This is a genomic window from Cobetia sp. PDI-23MA (genome assembly GCF_059507735.1).
Genome location: NZ_CM183352.1, coordinates 1552349 through 1573558 on the forward strand (window position 1 = coordinate 1552349; position 21210 = coordinate 1573558).

Genomic DNA, 21210 nt, shown 5'->3' on the forward strand with positions numbered 1-21210 from the left:
AGAGAAGAACGCTTGAGCAAGTGTTTTGGCTGAGTGGAAGCCAGTGTGGAAATGCGCACTCGTCGTCAACTGCAGAGCCCTTGCTCAAACGCTTTCCTGTCCTGAATGTCCTGTCCCGACATTCCCTGCCCGCCATTGGCGGGCTTTTTTCGTTGCATGAAGGTAATCAGCAGCGGCGAGCGGCAGCAGGGAGAGGCAGCCGGGACAGGAGGGCGGGACAGAATGGTGGGACAGAAAGCCGGGTCATGCCGCGACCAGCTTGGCCTCCATCAGGGTTTGCACATAGGGCGGCAGGTCCCCTGTGGCGAGGCTTGCGACATCTCCCAGATGCTCGGTGCGGCCATTGCGCAGCACCAGTACGCGGTCCGCGAAATGACTGACCAGCCCCAGGTCATGGGTGACGAAGACCAGGCTCAGGCCGCGCTCACGCTTGAGGCGTTGCAGCAGGCGAATGATGGCGGCCTGAACCGAGACATCCAGTGCTGATGTGATCTCGTCACACAGCAGGATGTCGGGCTCGGCGGCCAGCGCTCGGGCGATGGCGACGCGCTGCTGCTCGCCCCCCGACAGCTGGCTGGGCAGACGGTCGAGATAGAGCGCGGGCAGGCGCACCTCTTCCAACAATGACTGGGCACGCTGGCGGGCGCCATCGCCCTTGAGATCGAACCAGCGAGAAAGCACCGGTGCGAGAGATTCGAACACGGTCAGACGAGGATTCAGTGCCGTGCTGGCATGCTGGAATATGTACTGGATCTTCTGACGCTGCACCGGACGCCGCTCGGCGACCAATCCCGCCAAGGACTCCTGACGCAGACTGAGCTGCCCGGAGACGGGGGAGAGCAAGCCGGCCAGCGCCTTGAGGATCGAGGTCTTGCCGCTGCCGGATTCGCCGATCAAGGCCAGCGTCTCGCCTTGCTGGAGCGAGAATGCCACATCGCTGACGGTGAGTGCCGGCGTTTCACCGCGCAGGCGCGCCAGCCAGCCGGGCATGCGATAGCACAGGTTCAGCGACTCCACGGCCAGCAGCGGCGCGATGTCCAGCGACGTGGCTGACTGCGAGTCGTTCTTTACGCGATCGGCCCGCTCATCGGTTGCTGCGTCACTTTTCGTACTTTGGGGTCTTTCCGCACTTTTCCCGCTCGCCTTTGCCGCCATTGCGTGACCTTCCAGCGCATGATGACAGGCGTAGCGACCTTGCCAGCTCGGCACGCTGTCACGGCACGTTACACTTGCGCGCGGGCAGCGCGGTGCAAAGGCACAGCCCTTGATGGCGCTTCCCACCAGGGGCGGCGTGCCTTCCAGCGCGGCGTCAGGTCGATAGCACTGACTGCCCGGCGTCGCGGCCAGCAGCGCGTGACCATAGGGGTGGCGCGGGCCGTTCAGGAAGTCGCGAGTCGCGGCGACCTCCACCAGTTGACCGGCGTACATCACCGCGACGCGGTCACACAGGTGAGATACCGCGCCCAGATCATGGCTGACGAAGACGATGCTCATTCCCAGCTCAGTGCGCAGCGAAGCCAACAGCGCCAGAATCTCATTCTGGGTGCTGGCATCCAGTCCGGTGGTCGGCTCATCCATCACCAGCACTCGTGGGCGTTGCGCCAGGGCCAGCGCCAGACTGGCGCGTTGCTGCTGTCCGCCGGAAAGCTGGTGTGGATAACGCTGCATCAGCACTTCGGGGTGAGGGAGGTGGACGCGTCGCAGCCATGCCACGGCCTGTTGTTCGCGTTCTGTCTTGCCTTTCACGCCCTGCGACAGCAGCGTCTCGCACAGCAGGCTGCCGAGCGTGAGATGGGGCGTCATGGCCTTTTCGGCATGCTGGGACACCAGCCCGAGCCTGAGTTCGCCCAGCCAGCGCCCCGGTTGATGATGAAAACTCAGCTGGCGGTGCTCGTCGTGAAGAGGGTCATGACTGGTAGAGGTAGAGGCGATGGCAGAGGTGGAGGCAGTGGCAGAAGTGGAGGCAGTGGCAGAAGTGGAGGCAGAGGCGGGCGCAGGTAAGGCGACACTCACCTCGCCGGTGCGCACCAGGCTGCCCCGACGCAACAGACCCAGCATGGCCGTGGCCAAGGTGCTCTTGCCGCTGCCGGACTCGCCCACCAGACCCAGAATCTCGCCCTGGCCCAGGCTCAGGTCGATACCGCGCAGCACGGGTCGCCAGGTCTGCTGGCGATCATGAAAGCCGATGTTGAGATCGCGAACGCGGATCACGGTGTTGTCCGTCATGGCGTCACCTTTGGAGTTCGGAATCATTCGGGGCGCCCCGCACGGTCGATGCCCAGTGTCTTGGCCAGGGTGTCGGCGACCAGATTGATGGCGATGATCAGGCTGGACAGCGCCACGATGGGCGGCAGCACGGCCCAGGGCGCAAACGACATGAAGCCGCGGCCATCGGCGACCATCAGTCCCCAGTCCGGGGTCGGCGGGGAGACGCCGAAGCCGAGAAACGACAGCGAGCTGAAGGCCAGCAATGCCCAGGACCAGCGCATCGCCAGCTCGACGAGGATGGTGTCGAGCACGTTGGGTTTGATCTCGCGCCACAGCAGACGCATCAGGCTGTCGCCGCGCAGCCGTGCGGCCTGTATATAGTCAAGGCACAGCACTTCGCGGCACGCAGTGACCATCACGCGCACCACCGCCACGCCATAGAAGATGCCCAGAGTCAGGATGAAGACCAGTGGGCCGGGGCCCATCACGCCGATGACCAGCAAGAGGAACAGTAGCCAGGGAATCGACAGCAGGGCGTCCACCAGACGCATGGCAATGTTCTCGACCCGCCCACCGATGATGGCCAGCAGCATGCCGCAGGCGCTGCCCCATACCACGGCCAGCACGGCGGCCGGCAGCGAGGTGTAGATGGCCTCGCGGCCCCCGGCCAGGGTGCGGCTGAGGACATCGCGGCCGAGCTGGTCGGTGCCCAGCCAATGTTCGGCACTGGGGGGCAGCAGCGAGGCGAGACTGTCGCCCGCGGAGATGTCATAGGGCGCCAGCCAGCGGCCAGCGACGGCCAGCAGAAGGTGCAGGCCGATCAGCACCAGGCCAATCCGGCCCTGGCGGTTGGCCCACAGCAGCGCCAGGGTGTGTTGACCCGGCAGGCTGGCCAGGGTCAGCCGCGGGCCGCGTGCGGTCGTCGAGGAAGAAGCGTTCATGAGTGACTCAGGCTGTCTTGAGTTTGGGATTGAGCACGATGACCAGCATGTCGGCGACCAGATTGCACATCACATAGGTGACGGAGAGCACCAGTGCGCAGGCCTGCACCACCGGCATGTCGCGGTCATTGATGGCCGAGATCATCAGGCGCCCCAGCCCCGGATAGTTGAATACCTGTTCGACGATCACCACGCCGCCCAGCAGCCAGGCGATGGTCATGGCGGCCAGACTGATGGTCGGCAGCAGGGCGGCCGGCGCCAGATGGCGGATCACCAGACGCCAGCGCGGCAGCTGGCGGATACGCGCCATGTTCATGAAGTCGCTGTCCATCACGCTGATGGTGTTGGAGCGGGTCATGCGCATCATGTGTGCCATGGCCACCAGCGCCAGCGTGATGGCGGGCAGCCAGACACCGGGCAGCAGGTTCCACAGGCTCTCGTTGGCACCGGCCACGGTGATGGCAGGGAACCACGGCAGCCAGATGGCGAAGGCCAGGGTCAGCAGGGTGGCGCTGATGAATTCCGGCACCGTCATGGCAACCAGCACCAGGCTGGAGAGGCTGGAGTCGAGCCAGCTGTCGCGCTTGAGCGCCGCGATCAGCCCCAGCAGGATAGCCAGCGGAATGGCCATCACGGTCGCGATGCCGCCCAGCAGCAAGGTGTTGGCCAGACGCGGCATCAAGGTATCGCTGACCGGTGCGCGACTGGTCAGCGAGGTGCCGAAATCACCACTCAGCAACTGCCCCCACCAGCTGACAAAGCGTGTCGTCACCGGTGTGTCCAAGCCAAGCTCGGCGCGGCATTGGGCGAGATTGATCGGGGTCATGCTGCGTCCCAGGTAGTTGACGCAGAAGTCGCCCGGCAGCATCTCGATCACCCAGAACACTACGCAGGCCACAAAGACCAGCGTGAAGCCGCCATACAGGCAGCGCTGCAAGAGCATTGCCCACATCTCAGTCCACCTCTTTAAGATCGCGTGTCCGCTGTGGCGCCGAAGGCCCACCTAGGGACGGCAGGCCCAGTATCTGCCGCAGGCGCGGGTGGAGGGCCAGAGACTCGAGTTGAAGGCGCTCGCCCGCAGTGATTGACGGGCCGTGCAGAATGGCGAAGCGCTGATCCGACGTCGCGCCGGGGCCGAAACCGTGCGTGGAGACATAGCCGGGGGCTGCCACCAGCTCCGCGTGATGGAGATGCTTGCAGACGGGTTCGAAGCTCATGCCCGGCGGTGCCTGATAGAGCTGGATATGCTTCACGTCCGGGGGCAGGAAGTCGGATGCCGCGATCGGCGTGACGCCGAACTCGGCCAGGCGCGCGGCCTGCTCGCGTTGGCGCTCGTCATCATCACAGGCCACCAGCAACAGGCCACCATCACATTGCAGCGCGACATCCGGTAGAAGGCGGTCTGCCACCAGCGCCCGCTGGACCGGGGCATGTCCATGATCACTGAAGACACACAGGTGGTAGGTCTCGCGCTTGTTGATGGCTTCAAGGCCGGCCAGCAGGCTGCCGAGCTGGGCATCGACCATCATCAGGGCACCATCGACCAGGGCATCATCATTGCCATGCACATGCAGGCAGTAATCGGGGGTGTTGAGTTCGAGCAGCACCAGCTCAGGCGTTTCGCGCTCGATCAGCGACAGCGCCTCGTTGAGCAGTTGCTGGTCATTGCTCATCGCGCGCATCAGGGCGTCATTGCGGGCATCCCAGTGATTCAGGCGCGGCGCGGTCATGCCCTTGGCGCGCAGGTCACCTTCCTCCCACCAGGGCGACAGATACCAGTCACAGCTCTCGGGGCGGGCCAGCCCGAAGCCGAGGCTGGCCACCCGCAGTCCTGCCGCGCGCGCAGCCTCGAGCAGGGTCTCACCACGCAGGTCCTCGACCCTTGCTGGACGAAAATGCCCTGCAGTGGCGCTGGCGTCTGAGGCGTGACGGTCGCGATCCGTCTCAGTCCCTGTAACAGACGCAAACTCCGTCTCAGCACCGGGGCAATGGATGCCGTTGGAATAGATACCGTTTGAGTAGATGCCGTGCACCTGAGCCGGTTGCCCGGTCAGGACACCCGCTCGCGCGGGCATCGAATTGGCATTGGTATCGGCACCCAGGCGCTCGATCAGCAGGCCGTCTCTGGCCAGGGCGTCGAGATGCGGCAGACGCGCCCGCGTCTCGGCGAAGCGTTGACTGCTGATACCGTCTATCAGAATTAGGATCAAGCCAGGGCGGGACATCAGCTCTCTCCCTGCTTGTCGACCTGGTGCCAGCGAATCGCGAAGTGTTCGACTGCCGGGATATGCACCTCACGCTTCATGACGCGGTTGTTGTTGAGGTGGAAGGGAATCAGCGTCGCGCCGGTCTTGGTCAGCAGCGCCTGGGCCTGATGATAGAGCTCGGTGCGCGCTTCGTCATCCAGGGTGGCGCGCGCCTTGGCGAGCAGGGCATCGAATTCGGGATTCTGGTAGGCCGACTCGTTCCAGTTGGCCTCGCTCTGGAAGATCTCGTTGAGCACCTGATCGGTCGGGCGCTGGCCCCAGGCTGTGGTGAAAGCCGGCTTCTTCATCCAGGCGGTGTTCCAGTAATCCGCCGCGGGCACGTTGTGCACGTTGACGGTGATGCCGGCCTCGGCTGCCTGACGCTGGTAGAGCTCCGCCATCGGGCGGAAGTAGTTGTCGACGCCGCTGGTGTAGACGTCGATCTCCAGCCCATCGGCATACCCCGCGTCGCTCAACAGGCTGCGGGCGGTGTCGAGGTCCTGCGGGCATTGCTGTGCCAGCTTGTACTGATCGCCATTCCAGACCGGGTTGTCACAGGTAATGGTGGCGCCGCCCTTGCCGAACAGCAGGTTGACCATCTCTTCACGGTCGGCCACCAGACGCAGCGCACGGCGCACGCGCACATCCTGGAAGACCTCGTCGTCGGCGCGGAACACCATGCCACGCCAGTCGCCGGTGGCGATGGAGTCGTAGTGGTAGGCCGGGTTGCTGGAGAACAGGCGCAGCTGCTGGGCGTTGACGCCATTCCAGCCCGACCAGTCAATCTGGCCGGCCAGCAATGCCTGGGTGCGGGCGTTGTCATCGGGAATGCCGATCAGGTCCATGCCATCCAGCTTCGGTGCGCCTTCCCAGTAGTCAGCGAAGGCTTCGAAGGTGGTGGTGCCCTGCGGATCGAATTCGACCAGCTTGAAGGGGCCGGTGCCGATGCCCTGCAGTGAAGTGTCGTCATCAAAGCCAGCCGGCACGATCTTGGCGCGGTAATCCATCAGCAGGATCGGCAGGTCAGCATGGGACTGGCTGAGACGGAACACGATCTGGCCGGCCTCATTGACGCTGACGTCCTCGATGACCGACAGCGCGGCACGTGCCGGAGCATCGCGCTCGGGGTCGAGCAGACGCGTGAAACTGTAGATGACGTCATCCGCGCTCAGCGCCTTGCCATTGTGGAAACTGACCCCGTCACGCAGCGTGAAGGTCCACTCATCGGCAGCGGGGTTGGCCTGCCACTCGGAGGCCAGGTCCGACACCGGCTCGCCCTTGCTGCCCTGACGGACCAGGCGGCTGTAGATCAGCTGGTTGGCCGCGTAGAAGCGCGTCGGGGAGATGGGGTCCAGTGACTCCTTGCCACTGAACTCGACCCAATGCGGGGTGCGCAGTGTCTCGGCATGGGCCAGCTGGGGGACGGCCAGTTGGGCAAGCGCGGCAAGGCCGATGGCGGCGATCAAGGGCTTCTTCATGTCAGGCTCCAGGCAAGGGCAACGGTCAGGGACGGTAGTCAGGGACGGTCGTCAGGGACAGTGGTCAGGGGCAGTGGTCAGGTACGGTCATCAGTGTCAGCAAGCAGGTTCCGCAAGACCGGGTCAGGCCGACAGGCAGGCCGTTGGATGGCTCATGGCGCAGCCCGCCGGGACGGTCGAACTGCGTCAACGCTGTCGTCTTGAGGCGTCATATTTGGCGCAGATGATGACGTTTCCGTGACAGATGCCAGCCGTTGGCCGCAACAAAAACTGCGACTGTGCCTTAGAAATTCTGAGGCTCGCGTCTTGCTGCCCGTGCTAGCGGGGCTGAGAGGGCATCTCGCTGGTGACAGGATTGGCCTGAGAGGTGTGCATGGTGCTGCGCAACCAGGCACAGAAATCGTTGACCGCCGGGGCATGGCGGCGTTCTGGAGACACCAGCAGGTACTGACTGCTGGTGCTGGGCATGCGCAAGGCGTGCGCCAGCTGCAGGCGTCCGTTCTTGATCAGGTCCATCACGAAGGACTGGCGGACGAGCAGGAAGCCCTGCCCCTCGAGCGCCGCGGCAATCGCCAGACTGGCATTGCCGAACTTGAGGCCGGCCGGCGGGATGTGGCCGCGAAACTTCTGCAGACGGAACCAGTCCAGCCAGCTTTCGCGGTAGCCGATGCACTCGATTCTGGGCGCACGGGCCAGATCGTCGAGTGGACTCGCGGGTGAGGCGTTGGGGGCGAGGGAGGAGTGCAGGAAGGTGGGGCTTGCCACGACGACCCACTGCTCATCGGCCAGTTTCTCGTACTCGCGCCCACACCAGCCGCCGTAGCCATTGATAATCTCGATATCGACATCGGGCTGCTCGTCCGGGAGTACCTGATTGTGTGGCAGTACCGTGACCTGGATGTTCGGATGCAGCCGCTGGAAGTCCTTGAGCCTGGGGATCAGCCAGTATTCGACGAAGCTGTGATTGGAGCGCAGCGTCAGGCTTTGTTGCTCATCGTGCTGGAAGAGGGTGGCGGTACCGCGCTTGAGGGTCTCGAACACCCCACTGACCAGCGGCAGATAGGCATGCGCCTCATCGGTCAGCTCGATGCGATTGCCGCGGCGCACGAACAGGCTGACTTCAAGAAAGTCTTCCAGCTGCTTGACGCGCTGACTCACTGCGCCCTGGGTAATGCACAGTTCGGCGGCGGCACGGGTCAGGCTGCCGAGGCGTGCGGTGGCCTCGAAGGCGGTCAGGGCATTGAAGGGGGGCAGGCGCTGAGCGAGGCGCTGGGAAGGGTGATAGGCAGGACGCGACATGCAGAACTCCAGCTTGACTGAGCCAGTCGCCGCATCGGCGGCTGGTGCTGAAGCCATGACTGCAGATCCTGCCGCGGCACGCGGCCGGGCGCTCATTCTTGCAGCCGTGCATGACGATGACATGACAGTCTGCGCGCATAAAAACTAAGGCTCGCCGCCAGAAAGTCTCGCTATGGTCACGGGTCTGCGTTCACTAGCATGGCGGTCATCCACTGGCGGAGCGCTCGTATGACATGAGCGCCAGCCACGCCCGTTCGTCATGCCGTGCCTTGCGGCTTGTGATCGCACTCGACAGACAGGAAGACTCTGCATGCCTCGCCTCGCGTTTGACGCCGAACAGCTTCACCTGACTCTGGATGATGGCCAGACTCTTGCCCAGCATGTGCTGTGGCTGCAAGACCACGACCCCGCCCGTCGCCATGCCAATGGCCAGCGTCTGGACAGTGTGCTTGACCTCGACTGGGACGCCGCCATCATCGAGGCGTTGCTTGAGGAGGGCGACGTCCTGCGAGTGACACTGAGCAATGCGCGCGAGATTCGCTACGGCGTCGATGAGCTGGCCGCCTTGAGCACCGGCTTCCCCGATGAGCGCAGCAGTGCGCACAAGACGCTGTGGCAGGGCAGCGAGTTCTCGGTCGCCCGGGTCGAGTGGGCCGATGTCATCGCCGGGGGAGAGGCACGTCGCAAGGCACTGGCCTGGGTCCGTGACACCGGGGTGGTGTGCCTGCGTGGCGTGCCCGTCGAGCCGGGCAAGGTGCTCGAGGTGATCGAGCAGTTCGGGTATGTGCGCGAAACCAATTACGGCAAGCTGTTCGATGTCCGCACCGAGGTCTCGCCGAGCAATCTCGCCTTCAGCAATCTCGGGCTCGGGGCGCATACCGACAATCCCTATCGTGATCCGGCGCCGAGCATTCAGCTGCTGCATTGCCTGAGCAACGAGGTGGAAGGCGGCCAGACCTTGCTGGTGGATGGCTTCGCCGCCGCCGAGCGCCTGCGCGAACTGGCGCCCGAGAGTTTCGCGCTGCTGACGCGCACGCGGGTACCGTTCCGCTTTCATGACTCGGACCATGCCGACCTCAGAAGCTGGGTGCCGTTCATCGAGACCGACCACAACGGAAACATCCGCCAGGTGCGTTACAACAACCGCTCCATCGCCTCGCTGCCGCTGCACCTTGAGGCGCAACGCGCCTTCTATCGTGCCTATCACGACTGGGCGCGCGTGATCGGTCAGCCGGAGCAGGCCACGCGCCTGCGCCTTGCCCCGGGGGACTGCCTGCTGTTCGACAACAGTCGCGTGATGCATGCCCGTACCGCCTTCGTGGCCGGTGGTAATCGTCATCTGCAGGGCGCCTACGCCGATCTCGACAGCCTGTATTCCACTCTCAACCTGCTGGAGAACGCCCGATGATCACGCAGCCTGCCAACGCCGAGGGGATCGTCGGCCTGATCGAGGACATCTTCGCCCTGCACGGTGCGGACTCCTATCTGGGTGAGGAGGTGACCATGGCCGAGCACATGCTGCAGGCGGCGCATCTGGCCGAGCAGCAAGGGGAATCCGAGTCGGTGATTCTGGCCGCCTTGCTGCATGACGTGGGGCATTACGCCAATGCGCTGCCGCCGGAGGTCTTGATGAACGGCCAGGACAATCGTCATCAGGTCAGCGGTGCCGACTGGTTGGCGCGCTTCTTCCCGGCCGAGATCGTCGAGCCGGTACGCCAGCACGTGGCGGCCAAGCGTTATCTGGTCGCGGTGGAACCGAGCTATCGTGCCTGTCTGTCACAGGCCTCGCTGGATAGCCTGGCCCTGCAGGGCGGGGCGATGGAGCCGCACGAGGCCGCGGCCTTTGCCCAGCTGCCCCAGCTTGCGGCCATTCTCAAGGTGCGACGCCTGGATGATGCCGCCAAGGTGGCCGGCATGCAGACGCCGGACTTCGCTCACTACAAGCCGATGCTTCAGCGCTGGGTGCTGGCGGTGGGATGACAGGCTTTCCGGCATCTCAGTCCTGTTGGACATCCCAATAGGGCGGGCTGCCGAAGTATTCGGAGAAGTAGTCCAGGAAGGCGCGCACCTTGGGGGCGAGCTGGCGGTTGCTGGGATAGACCGCCCAGATGCCCGTCTCGCTGATCAAGGGCGTCTCGGGTAGCACCTCTACCAGGCTGCCTTCGGCCAGGTGGCGGTAAATGCTCCATGTCGAGGACAGGGTGATGCCCAGACCGGCGGCGCAGGCGTCACGCACGGCTTCGCCATTGTCGGTGCGGATACGCCCCTTGACGCGAATCGGCTCGATGCCGTTCTCGCACTGAAAGCACCACTGGTCCATGCCGATCAGGGTCAGGCATTCGTGTTCGTGCAGCATCGAGGGGTGCGTCGGTGTGCCATGGCGCGCGAGATAGTCCGGCGAGGCGCACAGAATACGCTTGTCTGGTGCCAGACGCCGCGCGATCAGGCTGGAATCCTTGAGGGCGGAGTTGCGGATGGCGATGTCAAAGCCGCCCTCGACCAGATCGACGATGGTGTCGGTCAGGCGCAGGTCCAGTTCCAGATCAGGGCAGCGTTCGAGAAAGCCGGCCAGACCCGGCACCAGGTGCATGCGCCCGAAGGAGGCTGAGGCGGTGATGCGCAAGGTGCCGCTGGGGGAAGTCGTGCCGACGCCGACGGCAGCCCGCGCGGCCTCGGCGCTGATCAGCACCTCCTCTGCGTGGGGGAGAAAGGCGCGACCTTCTTCGCTCAGTGCCACATGACGCGTGGTGCGATGCAGCAGGCGTACCCCCAGACTGTCCTCGAGCTTGCGCAGGTGAGAGCTGGCGACGGCGGGCGACAGTCCGAGGTCCTCGCCGGCCTGACTGATGCTGTTCACGGCGGCCAGACGAACAAACAGCTTGAGGTGCTCAAGATTCATGCGGGTGTCCTCATTTGCGTCGACGTGCGTGGCTCCCGGTGGGAGGCATGCCAGCAACGGCTTGGCGCAACGTTCGTGACGTCCACTACGCACAATACATCCAATACTTTCAACAAAACCAATAAACTGATTGTAGTTTATCGCCGTTTATCATTCAGGCCCATGACAATTATGCTGGCTCCACATCCACGCAGGAGGCAGACTCATGAAAGCGATGCTCGTCAAATCATTCGGTGGTCCCGAGGTGTTCGAAGCGGCGGAAATCGCCAAGCCCCAAGCGGCGGCAGGTCAGGTGCTGGTACGCATCGCCGCCACCAGCATCAATACCGTCGACACCATGATTCGCGAGATGGGCCCTGAGCTGCAGCTGTCTCCCTCACTGCCGGCGCTGTTGGGCATGGACTTCGCCGGTACCGTCGAAGCCGTGGGCGAGGGCGTCGAAGACTACGCCATCGGGGATGAAGTCTATGGCTGTGCTGGTGGCCTGGCCGATCTTCCGGGCACGCTGGCCGAGTACATCGCCGCCGATGTTCGCCTGATCGCCCACAAGCCGAAGTCCCTGAGCATGGTAGAAGCCGCGGCGCTGCCGCTGGTCGGCATCACGGCCTATGAAGGCCTCAAACGCGCCAACATCGAGGCCGGTCAGAAGGTGCTGGTTCACGGCGGTGCGGGGGGTGTGGGTCACATCGCCATCCAGCTGGCCCGTCACTTCGGTGCCGACGTCGCCTCTACCGTCGGTCGTGATGAGCACGAGACGCTGGTCGAAGGCCTGGGCGCCAGTGCCATCAATTACCGTAATGAGCAGGTCGCCGACTATGTGGCCAAGCACACCGACGGCAAGGGCTTCGACATCGTGTTCGACTCTGTCGGCGGTGCCAACCTGCCGACCTCCTTCGAGGCTACCGCGCTCAATGGCCATGTCTCGACGACCGTGTCCTTCATGGAAATCGACCTGACCACCGCGCACTTCAAGGGCCTGTCACTGCATGTCGTCTTCATGCTGATCCCGATGCTGCATGACTTCCGTCGTCAGGAGCATCACGAGATTCTGGCCGACATGGCGCGTATCGCCGATGCCGGCGAGCTCAAGCCGATCATCGATGATCAGGTCTTCCCGCTCGCGGAAGTGGGCCAGGCCCACGCCCGTCTGGGTAGCGGCCAGGCAACCGGCAAGGTCATCGTCGAGGTCTGATTCCGTGACCGAAAGCCACATAGGCAGGATCATCCTGACACTGCGCTGGCACGGATGAACGACAGGGTGTGGCCATCCGGCACACCCTGTCGTTCGTGTCTCAAGCGTCGTGTGACATTTCAAGGAGAGAGCGCATGAAAACCATCCTTATCACCGGTTCTACCGATGGCATCGGCCTGGTCACGGCCAAGGCCCTGCTGGAGCGCGGCCATCGCGTGCTGATCCACGGACGCAGCGAGCAGAAGGTCAATGGTGTCGTCGCCGAACTTGCGGCGCTGGCAGGCACCGAGCGCGTTGCCGGTTTCGTGGCAGACCTGTCTGACCTGGCCGCCATCGATTCACTGGCAAGCGACGTGCTGGCGGCCAATGCCAGTCTGGATGTCCTGATCAACAATGCTGGTGTCTTCCAGGCCCCCAGCGTGGTGACGGCGGACGGGCTCGACCTGCGCTTCGTAGTCAATACCCTTGCCCCCTATCTGCTCACCCAGAAACTGGCGCCGGCACTGCGTCCGACCGGGCGGGTCGTCAATCTGTCCTCGGCGGCTCAATCCTCCGTGGACCTGAAGGCTCTGGCCGGCGAGGTCGCGTTCAATGACCACTACGCGGCCTATGCCCAGAGCAAGCTCGCGATCACCATGTGGACCCGCACGCTTGCCCGGGACTGGGAAGGTCAGGGGCCTATACTGATCGCGGTCAATCCGGGCTCTCTGCTGGCCAGCAAGATGGTCAAGGAAGGCTTCGGCGTGCCGGGCAAGGACCTGGGCACCGGTGCCGATATTCTGGTGCGTGCGGCACTGGATGAGGAATTTGCCGGCGCCAATGGTCAGTACTTCGACAACGACGCCCAGCGTTTCGCACCGCCGCACGCCGACGCACTCGATGATGCGTTGTGCCGTGAAGTGGTCGCGACGATGGAGAAGACGCTCGGCTCTCTGGCTGGCTGAAGTGCGCCAGGATTCGCTGTCACGCTGCAATATGACGCCCCGCTCATGCTGATCTCTCAGCGTGGGCGGGGCGTCGTAGTTTGCCAGGGAACTTCGCTTGCTAGGGCCTGGGATAGACAAGCCCGGGAAGCATCTCCTCAAGCAACATGGCGGTGTGCATCACCTTCATGTCCTGGAATTTTCCTCCGACAATGTGCAGGCCGACAGGCAGCCCTTGGTCATCCAGCCCACAGGGGAGGGAGGCAGCGGGTTGTTGGGTCAGGTTGAAGGGATAGCTGAAGGGTGTCCAGTCCATCCAGTCAGTGTATTTCTCGCCGGGTGGGACATTGTGCCCAGCGGCAAAGGGTGAAATGGGCAGTGTGGGAGTGACGAGCAGATCCCATTGCTCGTGGAAGGATTGCATGTGTGCGCAAAGCGCAGTTCGCTCTCGTCTTGCCGCCAGATATTGCGACAAGGAAATGTTGCTGCCTCGCTCTGCAATGTCCAGCAAGCCCGGGTCCATTTGATCTCGCTGGCTGTCGGTCATCTTTTCGACCACCTGGGTGGCACCCGCGAACCACAAGGTGTTGAAGGTATCGAGGGGGCAGGCAAACCCGGGGTCTATCTCGATGACCTCAGCGCCCAGTCTCGAGAGTAGAGCGACCGCTTCGTCCACTCGCAGGCGTATGTCCTTTGCAACGTCGACATACCCAAGCGTCGGGCTGTAAGCGATTTTCCATCCCTCAAGAGATAGCGGGGGTGGCGCCTTCCAATCGATGCCATGCGGGTTGCCGAGCAATCCGTCTCGGGCATCCGGTCTTGCCATGCTGGCAAGCATCAGGGCGCTATCGGACGCCGTCCGCGTCATTGGTCCCAGGTGTGAGAGGGTCGACATGGCACTGGTCGGCCACTGGGGAATCCATCCAAACGTGGGTTTCAGGCCGAAGGTGCCGGTAAAGCTGCAGGGGATGCGGATCGAGCCACCGGCATCACTGCCCTGATGGAGCATGCCCAGGTTGAGCGCAGCCGCTGCTCCAGCCCCGCCTGAGGATCCACCGGAGGTCAGCGCGGTATTCCAGGGATTGCGCGTCACGCCATGCAGCGGGTTGTCCGTCACTCCCTTCCAGCCATACTCCGGCGAGGCTGTCTTGCCGAGAAAGACGGCGCCTGTCTTGCGAAGACTTGCGGCGACGGGGGCATCGACGTCATTGCCTATGTCTGGTGATGTGGTGGCGGAGCCATACCGGGTCGGCATGTCCCGGGACAGCGTCAGGTCCTTGAGGGTTGTCGGTACACCGTCCAGCGGGCCGCAGGGCGAGCCGTTCATCCAGCGGGCTTCGGCGTCTTTCGCTGCTTTCATGGCCCCATCATGGGCGATATGCACGAAGGCATTGACCTTGGGGTTGAGCGTGTCGATACGTTCCAGACAATCCCGGGTCAGCTCGACAGGGGAGAGCTCGCCCTGGCGAAATAGTGTCAGGGCGTCAGTGGCGGTCAATTCCGATAATTGCGTAGGAAGAGAGGCTGGGGTCATGTCAGATCCTGTCCATTGGCTATCAAGTGCTGGCTATCAGCTACTGTGATCAAGTACTTGCACCTGGGGCGTACTCGGCACGTGAGACGTGCTCGGCAATGAAAAGGGCCTGCGCAATGCAGGCCCTTGTCGCTGGTCAGCGGGCTTCGATCACCTGAGGTGAGGGAGCCACATCATCTTCCAGCTGCTCCGGGTGATATTCCGCGGTGTAATCCCGACGGGCCTGGGCGAAGCGTTCCACCACCTCGGCATCCTTGCGCTGCAAGGCGAGACTGATGATGACGAAGGCTGACGCATTGAGAATCAGGCCCCAGATACCGGCATGCAGGCCAAGCGGGTTGCTGACACTGGCACCATAGGACAGCCAGAGGACGGTCATGATGCCCAGAATCAGGCCCCAGAAGGCCGCTTGCGGGTGGGCCTTGCGCCAGGTGATGGCGCCCAGTGTCGGCACGATCAGCTGAGCGGTGCCCGCCAGTGCCGCGATCCCGATGGTGACAAGCAGTCCCGGTACGGTCAGTGCCAGGATGTAGGCCGCCAGAGAGAAGCCGACCAGGGACAGGCGACCGATATGGACGATGCGTTCCTGATTCGCCTGCGGGTTCACGTAGCGCTTGTAGATATCCATGGTGACGACGGTCGATACCGCATGGATCTGGGAGTTGGCCGTGGACATCGCCGCTGCCGCGCCAGCCGCCATGATCAGTGATGCCAGCAAGTAGGGTGCATAGTTCATCAGCATGACAGGCAGGATCTGGTCAGCATTCTCCAGGCCTGGCTCCAGCAGTACGCCGGTATAGCCCGTCAGTACCGAGCCGAAGTAGGCGAAGGCGGCGAGCCCCAGCAGGAAGGGCATCAAGCCGAACAGCTTGCCGCTTTTCACCGAATACATGCGCAGCCAGATCTGTGGGCCCATGAAGGCGCCGATGGCGACGATCACGAACAGCGAGAACCACATGGAGTAGCCCATGTTGCCATTCGGCCCCGGCAGGGTCAGATGCGCGGGCGAGTCGCTGGCGAGCTGAGCGAACATGCTGGTCGGGCCACCTGCCTGGCCAGCGATGTAGTAGCCCGCATACATCATGCCGAAGAACAGCAGTGCCCCGTAGATCACATCTGTCCAGGCGATGGCGCGAATACCGCCGACCCACACATAGACGATGATGATGAAGTAGAACAGCAGCGCGGCCAGCCAGAAGGGCACGACGCCACCCGAGGCGACCTCGATCAGGTAGGCACCGCCGGTCAGCTGGATCTGCAGATAGGGCACGGTGAAGATCAGCGTGATGACGGCGACGAGGATTCTCAGCGCTTCACTGTTGTAGAAATCGCCCATCAGGTCTGATGGCGTCAGGTAGTCGAAGCGCTTGCCGAGATACCAGACGCGCTTGCCCACCCAGTAGTACATGAAGCCGAAGAGCAGGTTCCACGCCAGCGCCGTGAGATAGATGGGGCCACTGGTATAGAAGGTGGCATTCGATCCCAGGAAGGCAAAGGCGCTCCACCAGGTGGCCGCCACCGTAAAGAACACGGCAATGCTGCCCATGGCCCGCCCTTGTACGAAGAAATCCTCGCTTGTCGTCTGGGACTTGCGTGCGGACACGAGCCCGACGATCAAGGGGATGATCATGAAGGCCGCGATGATCAAGATACTTCCCGTCATGATGAGCTCCTCAGCGCTTGCCGCCGGTGGAAGGGGCCTTGGCGCTACCCCAGTTGGTCAGGTAGGCATACAGGAACACGGCGGTGAGGAAGCCCCACCACACCAGGTTCCAGACGAGGAAGAACGGAATTCCCATCACCATGGGCTCTATCTTGTTGGCCATCAGGATCAATGGACTCTCGAGCATCAAGAATCCCAGCAGCATGCTGCCGTAGATGGCGACCTTGCGGGTCGTGAAGCGCTTTCTCATTGCATTCCCCTTTATTGTGGTTGGTGGGGCGGGTTGTGACCTGTCGTGTCGATGGCAGGGAACCGGGCATGGCAAAGCATCAATTATTGTATTTATGCGTATAAATTAACCAATAGGTGACAATCTCCCGACCGTCAAGGAAGTCGCGGCGTTTTCGCTTTTCGCCTCACCCGCGACGCAGGCCCCCAAAATCTGGATAATGGCGGCCATCGCGTAGCCGTCAGACTGGCGTGCTGACGCCCACACTCTTCACAGCGGTGCATCGTTCATGGAAATCAAGGTCAACTTTCTCGACAACCTGAGGCTCGAGGCGAAATTCGACGACTTCACGGTCATCACCGATCAGCCCATCCGCTACAAGGGTGATGGATCGGCGCCGAGCCCGTTCGACTACTTCCTGGCGTCGTCAGCGTTGTGTGCGGCGTATTTCGTGAAGGTGTACTGCGTGGCGCGGGACATCCCGACCGAGAACATCCGTCTGTCGCAGAACAACATCGTCGACCCAGAGAATCGCTACAACCAGATCTTCAAGATCCAGGTGGAGCTGCCGGAAGACCTCTCCGACAAGGACCGTCAGGGCATCCTGCGCTCCATCGAGCGTTGCACCGTGAAGAAGGTCGTCCAGACCGGCCCGGGCTTCGAGATCGAGACGGTCGACAACCTCGACGAAGACGCCCAGGCATTGCTGATGGCGGAGCCGCCGGAAGGGCAGAGCACCTGGATCGAAGGCAAGGATCTGCCGCTGGAGCAGACCATCGCCAACATGACGGGCCTTCTGAATGATCTCGGCATGAAGATCGAGATCGCGTCCTGGCGCAACATCGTGCCGCACGTCTGGTCGCTGCACATTCGTGATGCCGCCTCGCCGATGTGCTTCACCAACGGCAAGGGTTCGACCAAGGAGAGCGCGCTGTGCTCGGCCCTGGGCGAGTTCATCGAGCGCCTGAGCTGCAACTTCTTCTACAACGACCAGTTCTTCGGCGAAGCCATCGCTGACAGCGAGTTCGTGCACTACCCGAACGAGAAGTGGTTCCAGCCGGGCCCGAACGACGAGATCCCGGAAGGCGTGCTGGATGACTACTGCCTGGAGATCTTCAATCCGGACGGCGAGCTGGGTGGCTCCAATCTTATCGACACCAATTCCGGGCGTGCGGATCGTGGCATCGTGTCCCTGCCGTTCACTCGCCGCTCGGACGGTGAGACGATCTACTTCCCGTCCAACCTGATCGAGAACCTGTACCTCAGCAACGGCATGAGCGCTGGCAACACCTTGCCGGAAGCCCAGGTGCAGTGTCTGTCCGAGATCTTCGAGCGTGCGGTGAAGCGCGAGATTCTCGAGCAGGAACTGACCCTGCCGGACGTGCCGCAGGAGGTGCTGGCCAAGTACCCGCAGATCGTCGAGGGTATCGAGGCACTCGAAGCCCAGGGCTTCCCGATTCTGGTCAAGGACGCCTCGCTGGGCGGCCAGTTCCCGGTGGCCTGCGTGACCTTGATGAACCCTAAGACCGGCGGTGTCTTCGCCTCCTTCGGCGCGCACCCGAGCTTTGAAGTCGCCATTGAGCGCAGCCTGACCGAGCTGATGCAGGGCCGCAGCTTCGAAGGGCTCAACGACTTTATGCCGCCGACCTTCAACTCGCTGGCCGTCTCCGAGCCAAACAACTTCGTCGAGCACTTCATCGACTCCTCGGGCCTCGTTTCCTGGCGTTTCTTCAGCTCGAAGACTGACATCGAGTTCGTCGAGTGGGACTTCTCCGGCAGCAATGAAGAAGAAGTCGCCAACCTGTTCGGTATTCTCGATGAGATCGGCAAGGAGTCCTACATGGCGGTGCACGAGGACCTCGGCGCGCCGGTGTGCCGTATCCTGGTGCCGGGCTATTCCGAGGTCTATCCGGTCGAGGACCTGGTGTGGGACAACACCAACATGGCGCTGGATTACCGCGAGGACATCCTCAATCTGCATCGTCTCGATGATGAGCAGCTGGCGGACCTGGGCGAGCGCCTCGAAGAGAGCCAGCTTGATGAGCACATGGACATCAAGACGCTGATCGGCATCGAGTTCGACGAGAACACCATCTGGGGTCAGCTGACGATTCTCGAGCTGAAACTGATGATCAACCTCGCGCTGGGTCAGCACGAGGACGCGCTGGATCGCGTCGAGATGTTCCTGCAGTATAACGACAACACCGTCGTGCGCGGCCTCTATTATCAGGCCATGAAGGCGGTGCTGGAAATCACCCTCGACGATGAGCTGGAGCTCGAGGACTACCTCTACAACTTCCGCCGCATGTTCGGTGAAGACACCATCGCTGCAGTGGTCGGCTCCGTGCAGGGGGAAGTGCGCTTCCATGGCCTGGAGCCCACCAACATGCAGCTGGAAGGGCTCGACCGTCACCTGCGTCTGATCGAAAGCTACCAGAAGCTGCACGCCCATCGCGCTGCGCTGGCAGCCAAACAGGCCTGATACCCACCGGCTGAATCCTGTGGCATGAAAAGAACGGCCCCTCACTGGATGGTGAGGGGCCGTTTTCGTTCCGAGGGCTTGCGTTCGCGTACCAGTGGCTCAGGGCAGAACCTGTTGTTCCTGTGTCAGACGCTGACAGCACTTGATGATCTGCTCGCGGATCCAGCGGTGCGCCGGGTCCTTCTGATAGCGGCGATGCCAGCTCAGATGGAAGGGGAAGGAGGCGAAGGCCACGGGTGGCGCCACACGGGTGACGGCGAACTGGCGACAGAAATGCTGGCATAGTCCGGTGGGTAGGCTCGCGATCAGCGGCGAGCGTTCCAGCAGGGAAGGCACGGCCATGAAGTAGGTGACCGCCAGGGCCACCTCACGCTTGAGCCCCTGGCTCTCGAGTTGCTTGAAGATGCCGCTTTTCAGGCGGGTATGCGGCTGAACCAGCACATGGGCGTGCTGCTCGAAATCCGCCTTTGTCATGCGGCCCTCGTCATCGAGACGCTCCAGCAGCGGATGCCCGTTGCCGACCAGGCAGTCGATGCCTTCCGTGATCACTTCCCTGACCACCAGATTCTCGGGCGGGTCGACCTGACGCCCGAAGGCGAGGTCCGTCGTGCCGCTCATCACGCCGGCTTCGCTCATGTCCTGCGAGAGGCGGCGTACCTGAATGGTGATGCCCGGTGCCTGTTCACGCAGGATCGTCGCCAGTTGCGGCAGGATCAGCACCTCGAAGTAGTCGTTGGCGGCAATCTCGAAATGACGGCTTTCGGTGGTGTGGTCGAAGTGCCGCTCGCTGTTGATCAGGCCATCGAGATCGGTCAGCGCCGCCTCGATGGTCGGGAACAGGTGGTCGGCCTTCTCGGTAGGGCGCATGCGCTGGCGGTCGCGAATGAACAGCGGGTCATTGAACAGCTCGCGCAGCCTGGAGAGCGCCGCACTCACCGAGGGCTGACTCAGGTGCAGACGCTCGCCGGCGCGGGTGACGTTCTGCTCGAGATACAGCGCATGGAAGGTGCGCAGGAGGTTGAGGTCGTAGTTGAGCTTCATGATGACTACCAGAGCAGGCGGAGTGTCTCGGCTGCACTTGGGCGAGTGAGCACTATTTGTCTGGATGATAGCAGCTATCCGCACTATCGATTATCACGATGGGGAACTCAGGCGCTAGGCTGTCCATCACAACAGAGTAAGTGATGCACGCGACCCACAGGAGTGAGCCATGAATGATGTGAAGCGGACAAAAGCCGATGAGGAAAAGATCGTACTGATCACCGGCGCCTCCAGCGGTATCGGCGAGGCCACCGCACGTACCCTGGTCAAGGCCGGGCACAAGGTCGTTGCGACCGCCCGTCGCATAGAGCGCCTCGAGGCGCTCGTCGAGGAGCTGGGCAGCGACAAGGTGCTGGCGATCGCCGCCGATGCGACGGACTACGATCAGCTCGCCAAGGTCGTCGAGCAGGCCGTCGCACATCATGGCCGTCTGGATGTGGCGTTCGCCAATGCCGGCACCGGCGTCAGCCAGCCAGGCACCGAGAACGGCGATCCCGAAGAGTGGAAGCGAGTCATCGACATCAACATCAATGCGCTGCTGTGGACCGCCCACGCGACCCTGCCGCACCTGAGAGAGCGCAAGGGCCACTTCATCCTCACCAGCTCCGTGGCCGGCCGCGCCAACCATGCGGGCTCCATCTACAGCTCCAGCAAGTGGTTCGCCTACGGCTTCGGCCAGAACCTGGCGATGGAAATGGCCGAGTGGCAAGGCCGCTGCACTACCATTACCCCGGGCATGGTCAATACCGCCTTCTTCGATCAGCCCAAGCCGGACAAGCTGGACCCGCAGGACGTGGCCGATGCCGTGCTCTACGCCATCAGTGCCTCGCCGCGTGCCAATATCCGCGAAGTGCATCTGATGCCAACTTACTGATCTGGCAAGTCAGGCCCTTCACCGCTGATCTGCTGACACGGATGTGCATGACCATCTTGAACTGAGCGAAATGAGCACTATTTATCTCAGTGATAGTGGCTATCCGGACTATCGATTGTGGCGATGGCGATCAGAGCAGTAAGGTGGGTTCAACACAGGGCGAGCGATTCGCTGACGACGTATTTACACGATTACCGTTGC

17 protein-coding genes are annotated in these 21210 nt (G+C 62.7%); 6 read left to right on the forward strand and 11 right to left on the reverse strand.

The features are described 5' to 3' along the window. Nucleotides 1–243: 243 nt before the first annotated feature. The 6 genes from AC5WNJ_RS06680 to AC5WNJ_RS06705 form a co-directional block, all read right to left on the reverse strand. Nucleotides 244–2226: an ABC transporter ATP-binding protein gene (locus tag AC5WNJ_RS06680; protein ID WP_495930775.1), complete on the reverse strand. Its 1983-nt coding sequence runs from the start codon at nucleotides 2224–2226 to the stop codon at nucleotides 244–246. A 23-nt stretch (nucleotides 2227–2249) separates the two neighbouring features. Beyond that, complete coding sequence (locus AC5WNJ_RS06685) at nucleotides 2250–3149, reverse strand: ABC transporter permease (RefSeq protein WP_495930776.1); 900 nt, start codon at nucleotides 3147–3149, stop codon at nucleotides 2250–2252. Between the two features lie 7 nt (nucleotides 3150–3156). After that, nucleotides 3157–4101 (reverse strand): ABC transporter permease, encoded by a 945-nt coding sequence (locus AC5WNJ_RS06690; protein ID WP_495930777.1) that lies wholly within the window; start codon nucleotides 4099–4101, stop codon nucleotides 3157–3159. 1 nt (nucleotide 4102) lies between these two features. Continuing rightward, entirely contained in the window at nucleotides 4103–5374 is a 1272-nt protein-coding gene (locus tag AC5WNJ_RS06695) for an alkaline phosphatase family protein (RefSeq protein WP_495930778.1), read from the reverse strand. Beyond that, a complete protein-coding gene (locus AC5WNJ_RS06700; RefSeq protein ID WP_495930779.1) occupies nucleotides 5374–6873 on the reverse strand; it encodes an ABC transporter substrate-binding protein in 1500 nt (499 codons plus the stop codon). The genes AC5WNJ_RS06695 and AC5WNJ_RS06700 overlap by 1 nt, the downstream gene beginning before the upstream one ends. 318 nt (nucleotides 6874–7191) lie before the next feature. Continuing rightward, nucleotides 7192–8229, reverse strand: a complete 1038-nt coding sequence (locus tag AC5WNJ_RS06705; RefSeq protein ID WP_495930780.1) for a LysR substrate-binding domain-containing protein — start codon at nucleotides 8227–8229, stop codon at nucleotides 7192–7194. A gap of 253 nt (nucleotides 8230–8482) precedes the next feature. Here AC5WNJ_RS06705 and AC5WNJ_RS06710 point away from each other — a divergent pair, with 253 nt between their 5' ends. Then, nucleotides 8483–9580 (forward strand): TauD/TfdA family dioxygenase, encoded by a 1098-nt coding sequence (locus AC5WNJ_RS06710; RefSeq protein ID WP_495930781.1) that lies wholly within the window; start codon nucleotides 8483–8485, stop codon nucleotides 9578–9580. Beyond that, nucleotides 9577–10152: an HD domain-containing protein gene (locus AC5WNJ_RS06715; protein ID WP_253061853.1), complete on the forward strand. Its 576-nt coding sequence runs from the start codon at nucleotides 9577–9579 to the stop codon at nucleotides 10150–10152. Before AC5WNJ_RS06710 ends, AC5WNJ_RS06715 begins: the two co-directional genes overlap by 4 nt. Before the next feature lie 16 nt (nucleotides 10153–10168). On the opposite strand, the gene AC5WNJ_RS06720 is transcribed toward AC5WNJ_RS06715, so the two are convergent. Then, nucleotides 10169–11071: a LysR family transcriptional regulator gene (locus AC5WNJ_RS06720; protein WP_495930782.1), complete on the reverse strand. Its 903-nt coding sequence runs from the start codon at nucleotides 11069–11071 to the stop codon at nucleotides 10169–10171. 205 nt (nucleotides 11072–11276) lie between these two features. Between AC5WNJ_RS06720 and AC5WNJ_RS06725 the strand changes: the two genes are divergently transcribed. Beyond that, on the forward strand, nucleotides 11277–12263 hold the full coding sequence (locus AC5WNJ_RS06725) for a zinc-dependent alcohol dehydrogenase family protein (RefSeq protein WP_495930783.1): 987 nt from the start codon (nucleotides 11277–11279) through the stop codon (nucleotides 12261–12263). A 134-nt stretch (nucleotides 12264–12397) separates the two neighbouring features. After that, nucleotides 12398–13207 (forward strand): SDR family NAD(P)-dependent oxidoreductase, encoded by an 810-nt coding sequence (locus AC5WNJ_RS06730; RefSeq protein WP_495930784.1) that lies wholly within the window; start codon nucleotides 12398–12400, stop codon nucleotides 13205–13207. Nucleotides 13208–13307: 100 nt separating this feature from the next. On the opposite strand, the gene AC5WNJ_RS06735 is transcribed toward AC5WNJ_RS06730, so the two are convergent. The 3 genes from AC5WNJ_RS06735 to AC5WNJ_RS06745 form a co-directional block, all read right to left on the reverse strand. After that, a complete protein-coding gene (locus AC5WNJ_RS06735; protein WP_495930785.1) occupies nucleotides 13308–14720 on the reverse strand; it encodes an amidase in 1413 nt (470 codons plus the stop codon). A 136-nt stretch (nucleotides 14721–14856) separates the two neighbouring features. Further along, the gene (locus AC5WNJ_RS06740; RefSeq protein ID WP_495930786.1) at nucleotides 14857–16383 is read right to left on the reverse strand and encodes a sodium:solute symporter family protein; all 1527 of its coding nucleotides are present in this window, start codon (nucleotides 16381–16383) and stop codon (nucleotides 14857–14859) included. Nucleotides 16384–16393: 10 nt separating this feature from the next. Further along, a complete protein-coding gene (locus tag AC5WNJ_RS06745; protein ID WP_495930787.1) occupies nucleotides 16394–16633 on the reverse strand; it encodes a hypothetical protein in 240 nt (79 codons plus the stop codon). A 268-nt stretch (nucleotides 16634–16901) separates the two neighbouring features. On the opposite strand from AC5WNJ_RS06745, the gene AC5WNJ_RS06750 reads away from it, so the two are divergent. Beyond that, entirely contained in the window at nucleotides 16902–19094 is a 2193-nt protein-coding gene (locus AC5WNJ_RS06750; protein WP_495930788.1) for an OsmC domain/YcaO domain-containing protein, read from the forward strand. A 99-nt stretch (nucleotides 19095–19193) separates the two neighbouring features. Here the strand turns inward: AC5WNJ_RS06750 and AC5WNJ_RS06755 are convergent, their stop codons facing one another. Beyond that, nucleotides 19194–20135: a LysR family transcriptional regulator gene (locus tag AC5WNJ_RS06755; protein WP_495930789.1), complete on the reverse strand. Its 942-nt coding sequence runs from the start codon at nucleotides 20133–20135 to the stop codon at nucleotides 19194–19196. Between the two features lie 169 nt (nucleotides 20136–20304). On the opposite strand from AC5WNJ_RS06755, the gene AC5WNJ_RS06760 reads away from it, so the two are divergent. Next, nucleotides 20305–21009: an SDR family oxidoreductase gene (locus AC5WNJ_RS06760; protein ID WP_495930790.1), complete on the forward strand. Its 705-nt coding sequence runs from the start codon at nucleotides 20305–20307 to the stop codon at nucleotides 21007–21009. Nucleotides 21010–21210: the final 201 nt, after the last annotated feature.